The organism is Oceanospirillum sediminis (genome assembly GCF_014164585.1).
Classification (GTDB): Bacteria; Pseudomonadota; Gammaproteobacteria; order Pseudomonadales; family Halomonadaceae; genus Oceanospirillum; species Oceanospirillum sediminis.
In genome coordinates this window covers 38,623-55,071 of record NZ_JACJFM010000028.1, presented here as the reverse complement: position 1 = coordinate 55,071, position 16,449 = coordinate 38,623, and the positions used below count along the sequence as shown (strand labels likewise).

Sequence of the window (16,449 nt, the reverse complement as noted above, 5' to 3'; positions counted from 1 at the left end):
TAAATCGGGGCATCAGCCGGCCTTTGTACAAAAACGACACGAGCAAATGCATTATCGGGGGCGCAGTTTAACCTGCTCAGGAATAAGAATCATCCAACAAAATCTGCTGGACAACAGATAAAACAATAAACCCTGCAAGAGCAGGGTTTATTGCCGGTCATAATCTGAAGGCCTGCTTCACATTATGTGCAAACCGGACATTCACAACAATTTCATTATGTTGCTTATGCCGGGAAGGCTATCAGTTTGCAGACACTTACAAACGGATTAGTCACCCAGTTTCTTCTCCAGATAATGGATGTTGATACCACCTTCCATAAAACCATGATCACGCACCAGCTCCTGCTGCAGAGCAACATTGGACTTAATACCTTCAATCACAATTTCATCCAGTGCATTACGCATACGGGTCAGCGCAATTTCACGGGTTTCACCCCAGGTAATCAGCTTACCAATCAGGGAATCGTAGTATGGCGGTACACTGTAATTATCATACAGGTGTGAATCCATACGTACGCCCAACCCACCTGGCGCATGGAAATGAGTCACACGGCCCGGAGAAGGCAGGAAGGTTTTTGCATCTTCAGCGTTGATACGACATTCGAAAGAGTGGCCCCGAATCTCAATATCTTCCTGTTTAACCGACAAAGGCAGGCCACTGGCAATGCGCAGCTGCTCTTTAACGATATCCACACCGGTTACCATTTCTGTCACCGGATGTTCTACCTGAACACGGGTGTTCATTTCAATGAAGTAGAAACCACCGTCTTCGTACAGAAACTCAAAGGTACCCGCCCCACGATAGCCAATATCAACACAGGCTTTAACACAGCTGTCCTGAACCGCCTTGCGGATATCGTCAGGAATGCCCGGTGCAGGAGCCTCTTCCAGAACCTTCTGGTGACGACGCTGCAAAGAACAGTCACGATCCCCCAGGTGAATGGCTCCACCCTGGCCATCTGCCAGTACCTGAATTTCAACGTGACGCGGGTTCTGCAGGAATTTTTCCATATAAACCGTATCATCACCGAAAGCAGCTTTAGCCTCTGCTTTCGTGACCTGAACGGCATTCACCAGGTGCGCTTCAGTATGCACAACACGCATACCGCGACCGCCCCCACCGGCTGCCGCTTTGATAATCACCGGGAATCCGATACGACGCGCTATTTCGATGATAGTCGCACCATCTTCAGGCAGAGGTCCATCAGAACCCGGGACGGTTGGTACACCGGCTTTTTTCATTGCCTCAATCGCTGAAACCTTATCGCCCATCAGGCGAATAACGTCAGCTTTAGGGCCAATAAATTTAAAACCACAGCGTTCAACCTGCTCAGCAAAATCAGCATTTTCTGCCAGGAAGCCGTATCCCGGATGAACGCCTTCAGAATCAGTGACTTCTGCGGCACTGATAATGGCCGGGATGTTCAGATAACTATCAATTGATGGAGCCGGACCGATACATACGGATTCGTCAGCCAGACGAACATGCATCAGGTCACGATCTGCGGAGGAGTGTACAGCTACCGTTTTGATGCCCAGTTCTTTACAGGCACGCAGAATACGCAGCGCAATCTCACCCCGGTTTGCAATAAGTACTTTATCAAGCATGATCAAGCCTTTGTCTCTGGAGTATTCAGGAAAAGATACTTAGAACCAATCATGACCCCCGGAAGGACAGAGCAAACTGACCACACCGGTATCAGGATCAGAATAATTACCTGGTTCAGGCAATCGTTACCAGAGGCTGATCAAATTCAACCGGCTGACCATCTTCTACGTGAATCGCTTCAATCACGCCATCTTTATCCGCTTCAATCTGATTCATCATCTTCATCGCTTCTACGATACAGATGGTGTCACCTTTCTTAACCGTCTGCCCCGGAGTCACAAATGCCTTAGCGCCAGGTGCCGGAGCACCATAGAACGTACCCACCATAGGCGATTTCACCTGGTGTCCGGACATTGCCGGAGCCACCGCGGCTTCAGAAGCAGGTGCTGCTGCCGGAGCGACCGGTGCAGGAGCGGCAGCCATAGGAGCGACCGGTGCCGGTGCATACTGAATAGCAGCGCCCGAAATGTTACGACTGATGCGAACAGACTCTTCGCCTTCCTGGATTTCAATCTCTGCAATATTTGATTCTTCCAGCAGTTCGATCAGTTTTTTTACTTTACGGATATCCATGACAGATCTCTTAACTTAATGATGTATGGTTACAGAAAACAAACAGCTTTCTGTAAAGTTCGCTGAGTTAAAGGCCGTCTTAATATCGCCTTTAACCGGAAAGTACGCAGTCACCGCACCAGCCATGCCTGCAGAATACTCTGAGTGATTATTCTGATGATGCCGACAGCTTAGCCAATGCAGCCTGAAGTGCCAGGTCATACCCCTGAGCTCCCAGACCACAAATCACGCCAACAGCCACGTCAGACAGATAAGAGTGCTTACGGAACGGTTCACGGGCATGGACGTTGGACAGGTGAACTTCGATAAAGGGAATGGCTACTCCCAGTAAAGCATCACGCAGAGCGATACTGGTATGAGTAAAAGCAGCAGGGTTAATCAGGATAAAATCAACGGCTTCTTCTCTTGCAGCGTGAATACGTTCAATCAGAGCATGTTCGGCATTGCTCTGAAAGCACTCCAGCTGATGTCCCTGACCGGCTGCAGTAGCCGCCAGTTCCTGTGAGATATCTGCCAGTGTCTGAGCACCATATATCTCAGGTTCTCTGGTGCCCAGCAGGTTCAGATTAGGGCCGTTTAGTACCAGAATAGAAGCCATAGTCAGATAAAATCCGAATCAGAATTTTAAGAAAAAACAGCAAACGACTGTTCGAATGCCAATAATGGCTAAATTCACTGAAAATCGGATAACTGACATAAAAAATCAGAAAAATAGCTAACAACTTGAAAATCAGGGGATTCAGCGAGCTTTAGTTTGCCGAAAATGAAAGAAGTTGTCCAGTTTTTGAATGTTATCGTTTTTTAGCTGGATTTTAGCGGATTTATTGTGCTTTTTATATTTCATCAGAAAGCCATTGTCTACTGCCATATTTTTATGGCACCAGACTCAATAACTGTCGATGCGGCGGATAGCAAAGGCCAGCGTCAGCACACCCCTGAAATTGCACCTCCAGTACAACACCCTGATGCAATTCAGCCTCCGAGAGCTTCAGAGGAACAGCAATATCAACTCTGTTCCGATAAATTTCGACTTCACCTCTGAACTCATCCATCGTTTGTATGCCATCAGGGGTCAGTAACTCTCCTATGACTGTATTTTCCGGTTCCAGTATCCGCACACTGAAACGGGAACGATACAGATAATGCCCCGGTTCTATCTCCCAGGTCAGATTTACCCGTTCCCCTGTAAGGTCAGCATCCAGCCTGAAAGCCTCTTCAACCGGCATAAAGCGACTCTTCGATGCACTGACACCTGACGGCGATGAATCAAAAAAACCACTCCAGGCCTGCAAAGAGAAAAAAGTGAGTGCGGCAGTCAGGGTAAAACGGATCACATTTGTCATATTGATTGAGTCCTGTAAAGAAATAACACGCTGGCCATGATATACGCACCATACACCGCAGCAGTTTCATCATGACAGTTTACTGACCACGCCTATGCCCCTTTTGTTCACAGGTTGATCATTGCAACTCTGGAGACAGCAGGCTAATCCGAGTTGCTTTCTCATTGTTTATGGCACGGACCATAAACGAAAAACCTGTGTCACTATCAATGACTCACAGATACGGTTTGTCACACAGAATCCTGTCTGTTGTAGCGGTTTACTGATTTATAGCAAAAAACTGGTGCTTAATACCGGGATTTGCCTCCTGTCTCTTTGCAAATGATGTATTTTTTGCCAATCTGTCAGGCCAGCTTCTGATCCTGTTCCCCGATACTGCAGTTCCGGGGCATTTACCCTCAGGGTATGATGATCGTAGAAATGATGGATCAGACAGTGCTGACGCTAAAGGAAGAAAAGATAAAGGATACTGACTATGCAAACGGATCACTTCAATATTGCCGTTATCGGTGCAGGGCATGCCGGTCTGGAGCTATTAGAGCGCCTTTTTGAAGCAGAGTTCGTCAATATTATTGGTGTTGCTGATACTAACCGCCACGCTCCGGGTATACTGTTAGCCAGAGAGCACCAGGTTCATGTAACATCTGATATGTTTGACCTGCTACAAAAAAGCGATGAGATCGATATTATTATCGACGTCACCGGCGTCAAGTCTGTGCGCGATGCTCTGAGGCAACATATGCAGCAAAGTGGAAACTATCACACTATTATCATGCATGAACGCATCTCTGCTCTGTTACTGTCGCTGTTCAACGGTGAAATGGTGGCAACCAAGGCCAGTGATGACTTTTACTAGACAGTAAAGTTCTGTCAATCCCGAAAGGCAGCGTACGGACGCTGCCTGTTTAAAACGGTTATACCATCCCAAGGGTCAGAACTGCCGGTGCTGCTGACTATTTACAGAGGTCAGCTCCCCGGTTTTAAGATTCATCGCTGTCAGACGTCCACCCCATACACATCCTGTGTCCAGTGCATGAATCCCTTTCTGATCAACCTGGCCCTCCAGAGCAGCCCAGTGCCCGAAAATTACTGGAGTCGTATCCTGGCGAGTATAACTGAACCAGGGTGCAAAGCCTTCAGGGCACTGCTCCAGACCTTCTTTACTGTCAAATTCCAATTGCGAATCCGGTGTACAGAAGCGCATACGTGTCAGATAGTTAGTAATCGCTCTCAAACGATCCATACCTGAAAGCCCCCGGTGCCAGCAATCAGGATAGTTGCCATACATCGCCTCAAAGTACTCGCAACACTGGCGACTGCGGAGTGCCTGTTCCACTTCCGCAGCATGGTTCAGCGTATCATTCAGGTTCCAGACCGGTGGAATACCGGCATGAGTCATAACATACCCCAGAGATTCATCGTAATGACACAGGGGTCTGTGTCTCAGCCAGTCAAGCAGTTCATCCCTGTCAGGCGCCTTCAGTATCCCATTCAGAGTATCTTTACGCTTTACTCTGGCACCACCGAATGCAACCGCCAGCAAATGAAGATCATGATTACCCAGTACCGCTTTAACCCGATCTCCCAGAGCGCTGGCAAAACGAAGTACCTCCAGCGACTGAGGTCCCCGATTAACCAGATCACCGGCCAGCCAGAGCTGATCCTGATTAGGATCAAACCCTACCTTATCCAGTAACGCTTCCAGCTCAGAAAAACAGCCCTGAAGATCTCCTACAGCATATGCATTCACGCCAGCGATTATCCTTATTCAGACTACCAGAAACATGTAAAAGCAGATCAATGCAGAATATCATCCCGCGCCATACGAAATACCGGAATGGGCACATTAAGCGCTACATCCATTTCGATATCCTGCATTTCGTAATGCCCCTGCATAAAACCAACAGGAGTGGTAAACACACAACCCGAGGTGTAGCTGTAAGAGTCACCGGGAGCAATAACGGGTTGCTCCCCTACAACGCCTTTACCCTGAACCTCACTCACTTTACCGTTGCCATCAGTAATAACCCATGCCCGATTCAAAAGACGAATATTATTATGATTACGGTTAGTGATAGTCACCGTATAGCTGAACACGAAGTGATGCTCCTCCGGCTCAGAATCTTCCCGCACGAAAGCAGGTTTAACATGAATATCGACCAGATCACTGCTGGCAGGCATATTCTGGTCAGTCATGACGATTCCGCTTATCGGCCAGAAGGTCACTCAGCTCAACAACCTTCTGTAATGAAAGAGTTTCCGGGCGACAACCCGGATCGATATTCAGAGATTCTATCTCATCTGCTGTTAACAGTGTTTTCAGATTATTACGCAAAGTCTTACGACGTTGAGTAAATGCGGTTCTCACCAGAAGATCCAGACACTCCACAGACTTCGCCGGATGAGGCAGTTCTTTATGAGGTGTCAGACGGACAATAGCTGAATCGACCTTTGGCATAGGATCGAAAGCTTCCGGTGGCACCAGGAACAGGGCTTCAACGTCACATAAGTATTGAGTCATAATCCCCAGACGCCCCCAGTCATTGGTTCCGGGAGCAGCAGCCAGACGTTCAACGACTTCTTTTTGCAGCATAAAATGCATATCCTGGATCACACCTTTATGATCCAGCAGATGAAAAATCAGCGGAGTGGAAATATTATATGGCAGGTTGCCAACCACACGTAACGGCTGATCATCATCCATCAGTTCTGCAAAGTTAAATTTCAGCGCATCAGCCTGATGGATATTAAATCCAGGATGATTGAAGAATTTGACCTTCAGCCCTGGAATCAGATCCCGGTCCAGCTCAATGACATCCAGACGATCTGCGGATTCCAGAATAATTTCTGTCAACGCGCCCATCCCCGGACCAATTTCTACCAGATGCTGTTTTTCTCTGGGTGAAATACTACGAACAATACGACGAATAATGCCTTCATCCTGAAGGAAGTTTTGCCCGAAGCGCTTACGGGCACGGTGTTGCTGAGGCTTTTTAGCCATTGATAGTCCTCAAGAATTAGCGTTAGTCTGGCGAGCTGCAGCCATCAGCGCAGCATAGCCCAGCGCAGTCCACAGACTGCCATCATCAGCCTGCCCCGTTCCGGCCAGATCCAGAGCGGTGCCATGATCAACCGATGTACGGACAATCGGCATCCCCAGAGTAATATTCGCAGCCTTGCCAAAACCGGCATGTTTCAGCACTGGCAAACCCTGATCATGGTACATTGCCAGAGCTGCATCACAGTGCTGCAGATGATGCTGAGCAAACAACGTATCTGCTGGCAAAGGGCCTGTCATAGGCATCCCCTGCTCCGACAGCGTCTGTAACGCCGGGTTGATCACCTCGATCTCTTCCCGTCCCAGATGACCATCCTCTCCTGCATGAGGGTTCAGACCACACACCAGAATCCGGGGATGTTCAACCGCAAAATCCTGTTGCAGTGAAGAATAGAGAATACGACCAATCTGCTGAATCCGTTCACCGGTAATCGCGTCCGCAACAGCCCTTAATGGCAGATGAGTCGTAACCAGAGCAACCCTCAGGCCTTCTGTTGCCAGCATCATTACGACCTGTTCAGATGCTGTCCTATGCTGCAGAAACTCAGTGTGTCCGGAAAAAGCCACACCCGCTTCATTGATAACACCTTTATGAACCGGTGCGGTCACCATTGCCTGCCACAGCCCACTCAGACAACCGTCCGTTGCAATTTCCAGTGTTTTCAGAACATAGCCGGCATTCGCCGGGCTGAGCTGGCCGGGTGTTTCCTGCTCATACAGGCTAACCGGGTGGACATACAACTTACCGGGTCGCATCACCGGAGGACTTTCGTGATCGGCCAGAGTCACGATATCAACGGTCAGCCCCAGTTGTGAGGCACGACGCTGCATCAATGCCGGATCAGCCAGCACAGTTAATCGCATCTGCTGAATATCAGCACCAGACCAGGCCAGCTTTGCCTCGGCCTGATGCCAGTCTGATGCCAGCTGCAGAATCACATCAGGACCTATACCAGCCGGCTCACCGGCAGTTATGACCAGGGAAAGCGTCATATCATCGAATCTCTACATAAGCTGCAGAACGAATTTCTCGCAGCCAGTTTTCCAGTTCAGTATCGAATTTTCGCTTATACAATTGCTGACGAGCCTGATCCAGTAACACCTGCCGACCAATATCCTGGCTACGTCGTCCATTAACCTGAATAATATGAAAACCAAAAGGACTGCGGAAAACCGGGCTGATACCATCTACAGGAGTATTATTCATCGCAGTTTCAAATTCAGGTACAAACTTTCCAGGGCCCGCCCACCCCAGACTACCGCCATCACCAGCCGAGCCTTTATCATCAGAATAGTTACTGGCCAGTTCAGCAAAATCCTCACCGTTTTTAACACGCTCACGCAGGCTGCTAATCAGTTTACGAGCCTCAGCTTCCGTACGCAGAGCCGTTGGCGAGATCAGGATATGGCGAGCCTGAGTTTCGGTAATCAGCTTAGACAAGCCACCTCGTTTTTCCAGCAGCTTCACAATATGAAAACCAGTCGGACTGCGCAGAGGCTGAGTCAGCTCATTAATATCCAGCACCAGCGCCTGGTCAGCAATCAGTACCGGCAGTTCAGAGCCCCTGCGCCAGCCGGAATCACCACCTTCCAGAGCAAAGTCATCATCAGAGATACGGATAGCCAGCTGAGCAAAGTCCTCTCCATCAATCAGCTGCTGATACGCTTTCCGGGCTTTACTTTCTACCTCAGCAACCTGCTGAGGCGTTGCCTTGTCCGGCAGATTCAGAGTAATTTGCTGCAGATGATAATCTGTTGAGTTCAGCTCACTTTTCTGCTGACTCAGAAAAATATCAACTTCCTGATCCGAGATATGAATACGCTGCCCTACACGGCGCTGACGCAGTTCATTAATTAATAATTCACGGCCAATCTGCTCCTGAACTACACTGAAAGGCAGCCCCTGACGCTCCAGCAAACGACGGAACTGAGCTGTAGTCATTTTATTCTGCCGGGCTACGCTGGCGATAGCAGAGGCTAACTGTTGCTCATCCACTTTGATTCCCGACAGGTTAGCTTGCTGAATCTGTACCGTATCCAGAATCAGGCGGTCCAGTACCTGCTGGCGTAACTGCTCTCTGGGAGGTGGAGTAATATTTCTCTGACGCAGATTCTGATATACAGAATCCATGCGGGTATCCAGTTCAGTCTGCATCAGAGCTTCTTTATTAACGACCGCGACCACCTTATCCAGGGCTTCACGAGCCGCATGGACCGGAAACACAGATCCCAGTGTCAGCCCCATTACAAGGCATGCTTGCGCAACTCTTTTCATAATTTTCGCTTTTACTGTTTATCTTTATCTGAAATAACCGATTTGATTAACTGTCTGCCTGCAGACATCACTATGTCTGCTACTCGGACATCACTATGTCTGCCATCCTGACATGGTAATATCTGCTGTACTGACATTACCATGTCTGAGAGGTGTAACCCGGTATAAATTCCTGCGCTCTTTGATAAGCGGCACCCTGTCCTACAGCACCGAATCCTTTCAGTACCAGTTGAATCAGAAACTTTTCTTCCTGAGCATTCGGATTGTCGAAATCATCCCCTGAATAATACTCATGGTTCGCAATACGCAACATCCAACAGCAACTTTCATACTCCAGTCCTGCAATACGCTCCATGTAACGCCCGGCTTCCATATCCCGGCGTCCGATAATAAACATACGCCACTGGTCATTCAGCGGTGCTGCAAATCCCAGGTCAGCCGTTTCTTCATAACGATCATCTCCAGCACCGCAGGTTCCGCTGATATCACAGTCTGTGTAATGTTTACTGTGTCTCAGCTGGAATGATATGCCAGATGCATGCCGTATGGAAAAGCGTTCTTCACGACGTTCAGTGCGGAAATTTGATCGATCCGTATTCATCAGATAACTGGTACTCATCGTCAACCAGTCAAAGGGGGAATAACGGGCTTCAGTCACCAGAGGAGATACACTTCGGGTATGCTGATAATCCAGCACTTCGTTCGGATCACTGCTGGTGGTAACACTTCTGTCTTCCGGGTAGAACGCCTGCCCGATCATAAAGGACAGCTTTTCACGTCCGGATTCATCATCAATAAAACGGCTGGTCAGCCCCAGGCTGATCTTATGCAGATCACCCTGTCGGTCATTACCGGTAAATCGGGTATCACGGAACAACTGATGACTGTCAAAGCGGTACTCATCGGTATCAAACAGAGGAATATCGGTCTGCTCTTCTTTTGGCGACCAGGTCCAGAATAAACGAGGCTCCAGGGTCTGTGTGTAACTCTGTCCAAAGGCTGTCATTGTCCGGTCAAAAATCAGTCCGCTATCAGCGGTCACTACCGGAATAACTCGCTGTTGTGAGCTGTCAATCCCCTGAGGCTGGTTGCTCAGTTTGTAGGCAGACAAACCCGCTCGGGCATTAATAGACCAGAAACCGGATACGGATTCCTGACGGAAACCGATATATGGCTCCAGATACGTTCGCTGAGTTTCCAGTTCACTGCCCCAGATCACCGTACCATCATCGGCCACACGACCACGAGAACCACTACCATCATCAATATTACGACGGAACGTCACCGTCTGATTATTACTGCCCCAGCTCAGACCTGAACCACGTCCGGGCCGCATGCCCGCACGGTAATTTGCTTCCAGTTCAGGTAGTTTATAATACTCCCGCTGAGCATCTGTTAATGCCGGGTTCAGCTCCTGGAAACCCTGTAACGCCGCCCTGAAAGACCAGGCTCCGTGGTAATAGCGAGTTTCAAATAACTGATCCAGCTTCTCAGTATTGGCATTATCAAAACCGGATTCAAAAGAACGGAAATAGTAATCGTCCGAAGCTTTGCCATAATCCAGGTAATAGCTCCAGCCCTGAGCAATATAGCCCTGGGCCTGGGCTGCAAACAGATCACGATCTTCGTTGTTAAATTCTGAGTCTCTGTTCAGGAAACTATACTGTATATGCCCCTTATGTTTTTCAGACAACAGATAGCGAAATTCGGTATTCATCAGCACGCCCCTGTCCCGGAACCAGTGCGGGGCCAGAGTAGCATCATAGTTAGACGCCAGATTCAGATAGATCGGTTGTTTGTATTCTTCCAGACCTTTGTTATCCAGCGACAGCTCAGGCCAGAGCAATCCCGTATGCCTGCGATCATCAATCGGAAATTTTAAATAAGGCCAGTAAAATACCGGAACATCAGATAACTCAAGACGGGCGTGTTTTGCAGTACCAAAGCCACTGTCTTTATCCAGTTCAATATCACTGCTGATAATCTGCCAGCTGTTATCATTGGGCGGACAAGAAGTATAAGATCCATCCGTGACTTCAATAACGCCATCCCGGACCATGCGAATCCGGTCTGCCTTCCCTCTGAATTCATTCTGATACAACAGATACTGAGCATTACTGATTTCCATGCGCTTATCGTCGGGATAGAACTCCCCTTTATCGCCCAGTAACAAACCATTTTGCTGCAATACCCTGACCTGGCCCGTTGCCCGCATCAGAGAACGGTCTTCTGTCATACTGGCCTGATCAGCCTGCACCTGCATATCAACAGAACGGGCCGTCACATTACCATTCAGACTGACACCGCCATCGGTCTGATATTCTGCCTGGTCTGCAGTGATTTCCGTGGTGCCGGCATATACCGGAGGCTGAAACGCTTCATGCAGATAAAATCCCTGGCAGCTGGATTGACTGACCACTGTCCTGCGCTTTGTTCTATCCAGGCTCAGCTTCTGCTCTTTTGTCAGGCTGCTGAACGGCTGCCAGCCCAGCTCAGCGCCAACATGGTCAGATTCAGCCAGAACAGGTACAGACACCAGAAAACAGGACAATAACGACAGTACTGAGCCCGATAATGAAGATGGGCGATATATAGCACTGCGCACTGCCAGAGCAGACTGGTTCAGAGGAAAATCAGGCTTAACAGACGGTTTCAAGGGACATCCTTTTTTATCACTGTATTCAGTCAGAACGGTTTGACCGGCAGATTCCGGATAAGCAGCGGGCCATTATAGCGGTTCACTGCTACCACGTCTGTAAAAGCAGGTATTTATCTCAATACCTGCTCATACAACCTGGGCAGTCTCCATAGACTCTGCGATAATAGCCGCCAATGACACAGGAGTATCTATGGAACCGCGCTATCAGCAGCTTTGCCAGTGGCTGACACAGGAAACTGGCCTGCCCCATCCTGAACTAACCTCCGTCGCAGGAGATGCCAGCTTTCGTCGCTACTATCGCCTGCAAACAGAACAGGGCGCCCGTATTGTGATGGATGCTCCACCACCTCAGGAAGACTGCACGCCTTTTGTCACTATCGCCAGACAATGGTTCCACAGTGGAATACCCGTTCCTGAAGTGCTGGCAGAAGATCTGGAACAAGGTTTTCTGTTGCTGGAAGATTTTGGCGACAGGCAACTGCTGCCTCTGCTGAATAAGGGAAAGCAGGTCGCTGGCCCGCTGTACAGACAGGCCATTCATGAATTACTACAAATTCAGCAAACCGATTCCTCAACATTGCCTCAATACAATACGGCCTTATTGATGCAGGAGCTGGAACTGTTCCGGGAGTGGTTCTGCTCTCGCTGGCTGGGCATCACCCTGAGTCAGCAAGAACATACTATGCTGGATGAGGTCTTTCAGCTACTGACCCGGGAAGCCCTGCAACAACCGGCAGTCACCGTGCACCGCGACTATCACTCACGCAACCTGATGCTGCAGAAAACGTCAGGGTCTCCTGCGCTGGGTATTATTGATTTTCAGGATGCGGTCAAAGGCCCGATTACCTACGATTTATTATCCCTGCTGCGTGACGCCTATATTCAGTGGCCTCGGGAGCAGGAACACCTGTGGCGAGATGAATTCTGGCAACAGATGAACCAGAATGGTCTGTGCCCGGAAAACTATCAACAGGCGCAGTTTAACCGGGACTTTGACCTGATTGGGGCGCAGCGTCACATCAAAGTGGTGGGTATTTTTGTCCGCCTCTGGTTAAGGGATCAGAAATCAGGCTACCTGCCAGATATTCCACGAACCTTCAGCCACTTGCTGAGTGACTGTCAGGGTTATGATGAGCTGAATACTTTCCGTCTGTGGCTGGAAAACAAGATCCAGCCTCTGATGGAAGAAAAACACCGGCAACTGCCAGAGATTTTATCACCTGCCAGCGGGGCTACATTCTGATGCAGGCAATGATTCTGGCTGCAGGGCTGGGGACTCGCATGCGCCCTTTGACTGACCATACTCCGAAACCCATGCTCAACGCAGCAGGAAAACCCCTGCTGGCTCATCAGCTGGAGCGCCTGATTAAAGCCGGGGTCAACCGGATAGTGGTTAACACCAGCTACCTGGCAGAGCAGATTGAGGACTATATTGCACAAAACCACTGGCCAGTTGATATCGCACTATCTTATGAGCCTGAGCCACTGGAAACCGCCGGTGGGTTGCAGCAGGCTCTGAAGCAAGGATTGCTATCGGATCAGGAAGTGATTCTGCTGGTTAACGGTGATATCTGGTGTGATTATGACCTGGAACAGCTGAAAACAGCTGCAGCGGCTTTATCACAGGGTTTATTGCTGGCCCACCTGGTACTGACAGATAACCCTCCCCATAACCCGGATGGCGATTTCAGGTTATCCGAGCCAACCGAAGAGATTTCACAGGTACAGAATAAAATCAGCACCCGACAGGATAATCGTTGCTATACCTTCAGTGGCATCAGTCTGATTCACCCTGCTCTGATTCCTATGAATCAGCCCCCGCCGATTGCTCTGGGCCCCTTACTCCGGGCAGCAACCGATCAGGGACAGGTCTCCGGGGAGTACTATCAGGGTTACTGGCTGGACGTGGGTACACCTGAGCGTCTGCAGCAATTATCAGATTATCTGGAGCAGAACCCTGCTGCAGGCTGAAACCCGATACTTACGGCAATAACCTGCTATGAGTATTTACACTGCAATACTGATTCACAGCCATAAAAAAAGACCGTTCAAGCGGTCTTTTTTACCCTGTAAACAGGGCTATCGGAGATAGGAAACAGGACGGAGGTTAACAACCTGCCCATCGATTCAGTTCAGAGGTTTATTTTTTCATCTGCTGACCAAATTCCAGCATACGGGTCAGTGGCAGCATGGCTTTCTCGCCCAGCTCCTGGTCAACAAACACTTCCTGATCACCTGTCTCCAGCACATGAATAATGGAGTCCAGTGCATTCATCGCCATCCACGGACAGTGTGCACAGCTACGGCATGTCGCACCATTACCAGCCGTCGGGGCTTCAAGGAAACGTTTTTCCGGGCAAAGCTGCTGCATCTTGTAGAAGATGCCGCGATCAGTCGCCACAATAAAGGTATCATTATCCATATCCTGAGCCGCTTTAATCAGCTGCGAGGTTGAACCCGCCACATCGGCCAGCTCAACAACAGACGCCGGAGATTCAGGATGCACCAGAACAGCGGCATCCGGATAAATCTTTTTCAGATCCAGTATACCCTTGGCTTTAAACTCTTCATGTACGATACAGGCGCTGTCCCACATAATCATGTCGGCACCAGTCTGCTTCTCGATATACCCACCCAGGTGCTTGTCCGGAGCCCAGATCAGCTTTTCACCTTTATCTTTCAGATGCTCAACCACCTGTAGCGCAATACTGGAGGTTACAACCCAGTCAGCGCGAGCCTTAACGGCTGCAGAAGTGTTTGCGTATACCACGACAGTGCGATCAGGATGCTGATCACAAAACGCACTGAATTCGTCAACCGGGCACCCGATATCCAGGGAACAGGTTGCTTCCAGGGTGGGCATCAGGACACGCTTTTCCTGACTCAGAATTTTGGCAGTTTCTCCCATAAAGCGCACTCCGGCTACAACCAGAGTCGATGCCGGGTGACTGGCACCAAAACGAGCCATTTCCAGGGAATCAGCAACACAACCACCGGTTTCTTCTGCCAGAGCCTGGATCTCATGATCACAGTAATAATGTGCAACCAGCACAGCATTTTGCTCTTTCAGCAAGGTTTTAATTCGATGCTTTAATTCAGCCTGTTTTTCGGTATCAAGGGCAGGTGTCTCTCCCAGGTGGGACAGATGTTCACGAACCAGATCCTGATCTGCAGTACTCATGGGCGAACTTCAACTCATTCAAGCAAGAGAGCATCTGAAAGGCAGAACAACTGATCTCACAGATCGCTACGACATCACCAAAAGAAGTATATGCCGCTGCCTCAGCCTTCCTGTGCAGGGAATACTACCAGGGTCTGCGAAGACTGCCGGTCCGAAGCTCTCGATAGTGTTAGGATTGATAATCTGCTCTGACAGGAACATCCCCTCATGCTCCACAGCACTATTCAGCATGCATTATCAGAAGGCAGAAGAATTCTGACCGGCGATACTACCACATTTTTGTGGCATCCGGTTTAAAGGATTGCAATTATCAGATGACAACTGACAGGAAAGAAATAACAAACCGCCTGTGGATAATTCAACTTATCCACAACCTCAACCGAAAACCGGGTTATTAAACCAGTAAAATCCGGGGGCGCCGGTTTAGTGCAGAGAAAAAAAAACCCGCACACTGTGCGGGTTTCTTCATAATATGGTGGGTCGTATAGGATTCGAACCTATGACCAATTGGTTAAAAGCCAACTGCTCTACCAACTGAGCTAACGACCCTCAGCTAATGACTGGTTTAACTGCCTGGCAGCTCTGATTAAATGGTGGGTCGTATAGGATTCGAACCTATGACCAATTGGTTAAAAGCCAACTGCTCTACCAACTGAGCTAACGACCCATAATCAGAAACAAACCCTGCTCTGGCAAACAGCCTGAACATTCGTCATTAAATACAGGTTGAGAATGGTGGGTCGTATAGGATTCGAACCTATGACCAATTGGTTAAAAGCCAACTGCTCTACCAACTGAGCTAACGACCCGCTCAACTTGTGGGCGCAAAGTATACGGATATTTTCCCTCTTCGCAACCCTTTTTTAATTTTTTTTCTGTTGAAATACAGAATAGCAGACAAAGACCCGGCGACCATAGTTTTCAGGTCATATATCTGCTGCAATCATGACTATCTGTACTGTTTATTTACATTCCGGATAGCACGGGTCTTCTTACGCTGGCGATCAATTTTCTCGCGTTTATCCAGAGAGTCCTTAACAAAACGACGCTCCAGCCCGGCCTGTTGAGATAACTGATCAATCTCCTGCTGAGTCAGTTCAATCCATTCACCGGCACGCGCTCTTTTATCCAGGAACACAGAACCGTAGCGTACACGCTTCAGACGACTGACGGTTAACCCCTGAGACTCCCACAAACGACGCACCTCACGGTTACGGCCTTCCATAATCACCACATGGAACCAGGTATTGATACCTTCACCACCGAACTCCTGAACATCGGTAAAGTTGGCCATGCCATCTTCCAGCATAACCCCTTCGACCATCGCTTTCACATGCTCGGGTTTCACCTCACCCATCACACGCACAGCATACTCACGCTCAATCTTCTGAGAAGGATGCATCAGGCGGTTGGCCAGTTCGCCATCGGTTGTAAACAGCAGCAGACCACTGGTATTAATATCCAGACGGCCAATAGAGATCCAGCGCTCTCCTTTCAGTTTAGGCAACCGGTCAAAGACGGTACGACGCCCCTGAGGATCATGCCGGGTACACAGTTCACCTTCCGGCTTGTTATACATAATGACACGACGAGGTACATCTTCCTCGGCCACCAGCGTCACAACCCGGCCATGGACTTTGACAATATCACTGACGGAAACCCGATCACCCAGAGTCGCTTTTTCTCCGTTAATCGTTACTTCTCCGGTTTCAATCAGACGTTCCATTTCACGACGCGAGCCCATACCACTA

Annotated in this window: 15 protein-coding genes and 3 tRNA genes; 3 read left to right on the top strand and 15 right to left on the bottom strand. The window is 49.1% G+C overall.

The genetic code is table 11. From position 1 onward, the window contains the following. Positions 1-267: 267 nt before the first annotated feature. The 4 genes from accC to H4O21_RS17750 form a co-directional block, all read right to left on the bottom strand. On the bottom strand, positions 268-1,608 hold the full coding sequence (gene accC, locus H4O21_RS17765; protein WP_182810223.1) for an acetyl-CoA carboxylase biotin carboxylase subunit: 1,341 nt from the start codon (positions 1,606-1,608) through the stop codon (positions 268-270). A gap of 115 nt (positions 1,609-1,723) precedes the next feature. Beyond that, on the bottom strand, positions 1,724-2,182 hold the full coding sequence (gene accB / locus H4O21_RS17760; protein WP_182810222.1) for an acetyl-CoA carboxylase biotin carboxyl carrier protein: 459 nt from the start codon (positions 2,180-2,182) through the stop codon (positions 1,724-1,726). Positions 2,183-2,330: 148 nt separating this feature from the next. Beyond that, positions 2,331-2,780 (bottom strand): type II 3-dehydroquinate dehydratase, encoded by a 450-nt coding sequence (gene aroQ / locus H4O21_RS17755; RefSeq protein ID WP_182810221.1) that lies wholly within the window; start codon positions 2,778-2,780, stop codon positions 2,331-2,333. Positions 2,781-3,054: 274 nt separating this feature from the next. Beyond that, positions 3,055-3,525: a protein-disulfide reductase DsbD domain-containing protein gene (locus tag H4O21_RS17750; protein ID WP_182810220.1), complete on the bottom strand. Its 471-nt coding sequence runs from the start codon at positions 3,523-3,525 to the stop codon at positions 3,055-3,057. Between the two features lie 475 nt (positions 3,526-4,000). Here H4O21_RS17750 and H4O21_RS17745 point away from each other — a divergent pair, with 475 nt between their 5' ends. Then, positions 4,001-4,381, top strand: a complete 381-nt coding sequence (locus H4O21_RS17745) for a Gfo/Idh/MocA family oxidoreductase (RefSeq protein ID WP_182810219.1) — start codon at positions 4,001-4,003, stop codon at positions 4,379-4,381. A 75-nt stretch (positions 4,382-4,456) separates the two neighbouring features. Here H4O21_RS17745 and H4O21_RS17740 read toward each other — a convergent pair whose 3' ends face one another. The 6 genes from H4O21_RS17740 to H4O21_RS17715 form a co-directional block, all read right to left on the bottom strand. Then, the gene (locus H4O21_RS17740; protein WP_182810218.1) at positions 4,457-5,275 is read right to left on the bottom strand and encodes a symmetrical bis(5'-nucleosyl)-tetraphosphatase; all 819 of its coding nucleotides are present in this window, start codon (positions 5,273-5,275) and stop codon (positions 4,457-4,459) included. Positions 5,276-5,322: 47 nt separating this feature from the next. Continuing rightward, on the bottom strand, positions 5,323-5,721 hold the full coding sequence (apaG, locus tag H4O21_RS17735) for a Co2+/Mg2+ efflux facilitator ApaG/CorD (protein ID WP_255487358.1): 399 nt from the start codon (positions 5,719-5,721) through the stop codon (positions 5,323-5,325). Then, a complete protein-coding gene (rsmA, locus tag H4O21_RS17730; RefSeq protein ID WP_182810217.1) occupies positions 5,714-6,526 on the bottom strand; it encodes a 16S rRNA (adenine(1518)-N(6)/adenine(1519)-N(6))-dimethyltransferase RsmA in 813 nt (270 codons plus the stop codon). The genes apaG and rsmA overlap by 8 nt, the downstream gene beginning before the upstream one ends. A 9-nt stretch (positions 6,527-6,535) precedes the next feature. After that, positions 6,536-7,576, bottom strand: a complete 1,041-nt coding sequence (pdxA, locus tag H4O21_RS17725) for a 4-hydroxythreonine-4-phosphate dehydrogenase PdxA (protein ID WP_182810216.1) — start codon at positions 7,574-7,576, stop codon at positions 6,536-6,538. A gap of 1 nt (position 7,577) precedes the next feature. Beyond that, a complete protein-coding gene (locus H4O21_RS17720; protein WP_182810215.1) occupies positions 7,578-8,858 on the bottom strand; it encodes a peptidylprolyl isomerase in 1,281 nt (426 codons plus the stop codon). A 136-nt stretch (positions 8,859-8,994) separates the two neighbouring features. Next, positions 8,995-11,514 (bottom strand): LPS-assembly protein LptD, encoded by a 2,520-nt coding sequence (locus H4O21_RS17715; RefSeq protein WP_182810214.1) that lies wholly within the window; start codon positions 11,512-11,514, stop codon positions 8,995-8,997. A 193-nt stretch (positions 11,515-11,707) separates the two neighbouring features. Here H4O21_RS17715 and H4O21_RS17710 point away from each other — a divergent pair, with 193 nt between their 5' ends. After that, entirely contained in the window at positions 11,708-12,760 is a 1,053-nt protein-coding gene (locus tag H4O21_RS17710) for an aminoglycoside phosphotransferase family protein (RefSeq protein ID WP_182810213.1), read from the top strand. Further along, positions 12,760-13,488: an N-acetylmuramate alpha-1-phosphate uridylyltransferase MurU gene (gene murU, locus H4O21_RS17705; protein ID WP_182810212.1), complete on the top strand. Its 729-nt coding sequence runs from the start codon at positions 12,760-12,762 to the stop codon at positions 13,486-13,488. Before H4O21_RS17710 ends, murU begins: the two co-directional genes overlap by 1 nt. A 169-nt stretch (positions 13,489-13,657) precedes the next feature. Here murU and nadA read toward each other — a convergent pair whose 3' ends face one another. From nadA to rluB, 5 genes are all read right to left on the bottom strand, one after another. Further along, positions 13,658-14,698 carry a quinolinate synthase NadA gene (gene nadA, locus H4O21_RS17700; protein WP_182810211.1) on the bottom strand — a complete coding sequence of 347 codons (1,041 nt, stop codon included), beginning with the start codon at positions 14,696-14,698 and terminating at the stop codon, positions 13,658-13,660. A gap of 473 nt (positions 14,699-15,171) precedes the next feature. Then, positions 15,172-15,247, bottom strand: a tRNA-Lys gene (locus H4O21_RS17695). 42 nt (positions 15,248-15,289) lie between these two features. After that, positions 15,290-15,365: transfer RNA gene (locus tag H4O21_RS17690), tRNA-Lys, on the bottom strand. A 66-nt stretch (positions 15,366-15,431) separates the two neighbouring features. Next, a tRNA-Lys gene (locus H4O21_RS17685) sits at positions 15,432-15,507 on the bottom strand. 140 nt (positions 15,508-15,647) lie between these two features. Next, positions 15,648-16,442, bottom strand: a complete 795-nt coding sequence (gene rluB, locus H4O21_RS17680) for a 23S rRNA pseudouridine(2605) synthase RluB (RefSeq protein WP_182810240.1) — start codon at positions 16,440-16,442, stop codon at positions 15,648-15,650. Positions 16,443-16,449: the final 7 nt, after the last annotated feature.

What these genes read in the sequence shown, in the direction of transcription:
- accC (WP_182810223.1), bottom strand. Translation starts at nt 1,608, where the DNA reads ATGCTTGATAAAGTACTTATTGCAAACCGGGGTGAGATTGCGCTGCGT.
- accB (WP_182810222.1), bottom strand. Translation starts at nt 2,182, where the DNA reads ATGGATATCCGTAAAGTAAAAAAACTGATCGAACTGCTGGAAGAATCA.
- aroQ (WP_182810221.1), bottom strand. Translation starts at nt 2,780, where the DNA reads ATGGCTTCTATTCTGGTACTAAACGGCCCTAATCTGAACCTGCTGGGC.
- H4O21_RS17750 (WP_182810220.1), bottom strand. Translation starts at nt 3,525, where the DNA reads ATGACAAATGTGATCCGTTTTACCCTGACTGCCGCACTCACTTTTTTC.
- H4O21_RS17745 (WP_182810219.1), top strand. Translation starts at nt 4,001, where the DNA reads ATGCAAACGGATCACTTCAATATTGCCGTTATCGGTGCAGGGCATGCC.
- apaG (WP_255487358.1), bottom strand. Translation starts at nt 5,721, where the DNA reads ATGACTGACCAGAATATGCCTGCCAGCAGTGATCTGGTCGATATTCAT.
- rsmA (WP_182810217.1), bottom strand. Translation starts at nt 6,526, where the DNA reads ATGGCTAAAAAGCCTCAGCAACACCGTGCCCGTAAGCGCTTCGGGCAA.
- pdxA (WP_182810216.1), bottom strand. Translation starts at nt 7,576, where the DNA reads ATGACGCTTTCCCTGGTCATAACTGCCGGTGAGCCGGCTGGTATAGGT.
- H4O21_RS17720 (WP_182810215.1), bottom strand. Translation starts at nt 8,858, where the DNA reads ATGAAAAGAGTTGCGCAAGCATGCCTTGTAATGGGGCTGACACTGGGA.
- H4O21_RS17710 (WP_182810213.1), top strand. Translation starts at nt 11,708, where the DNA reads ATGGAACCGCGCTATCAGCAGCTTTGCCAGTGGCTGACACAGGAAACT.
- murU (WP_182810212.1), top strand. Translation starts at nt 12,760, where the DNA reads ATGCAGGCAATGATTCTGGCTGCAGGGCTGGGGACTCGCATGCGCCCT.
- nadA (WP_182810211.1), bottom strand. Translation starts at nt 14,698, where the DNA reads ATGAGTACTGCAGATCAGGATCTGGTTCGTGAACATCTGTCCCACCTG.
- rluB (WP_182810240.1), bottom strand. Translation starts at nt 16,442, where the DNA reads ATGGGCTCGCGTCGTGAAATGGAACGTCTGATTGAAACCGGAGAAGTA.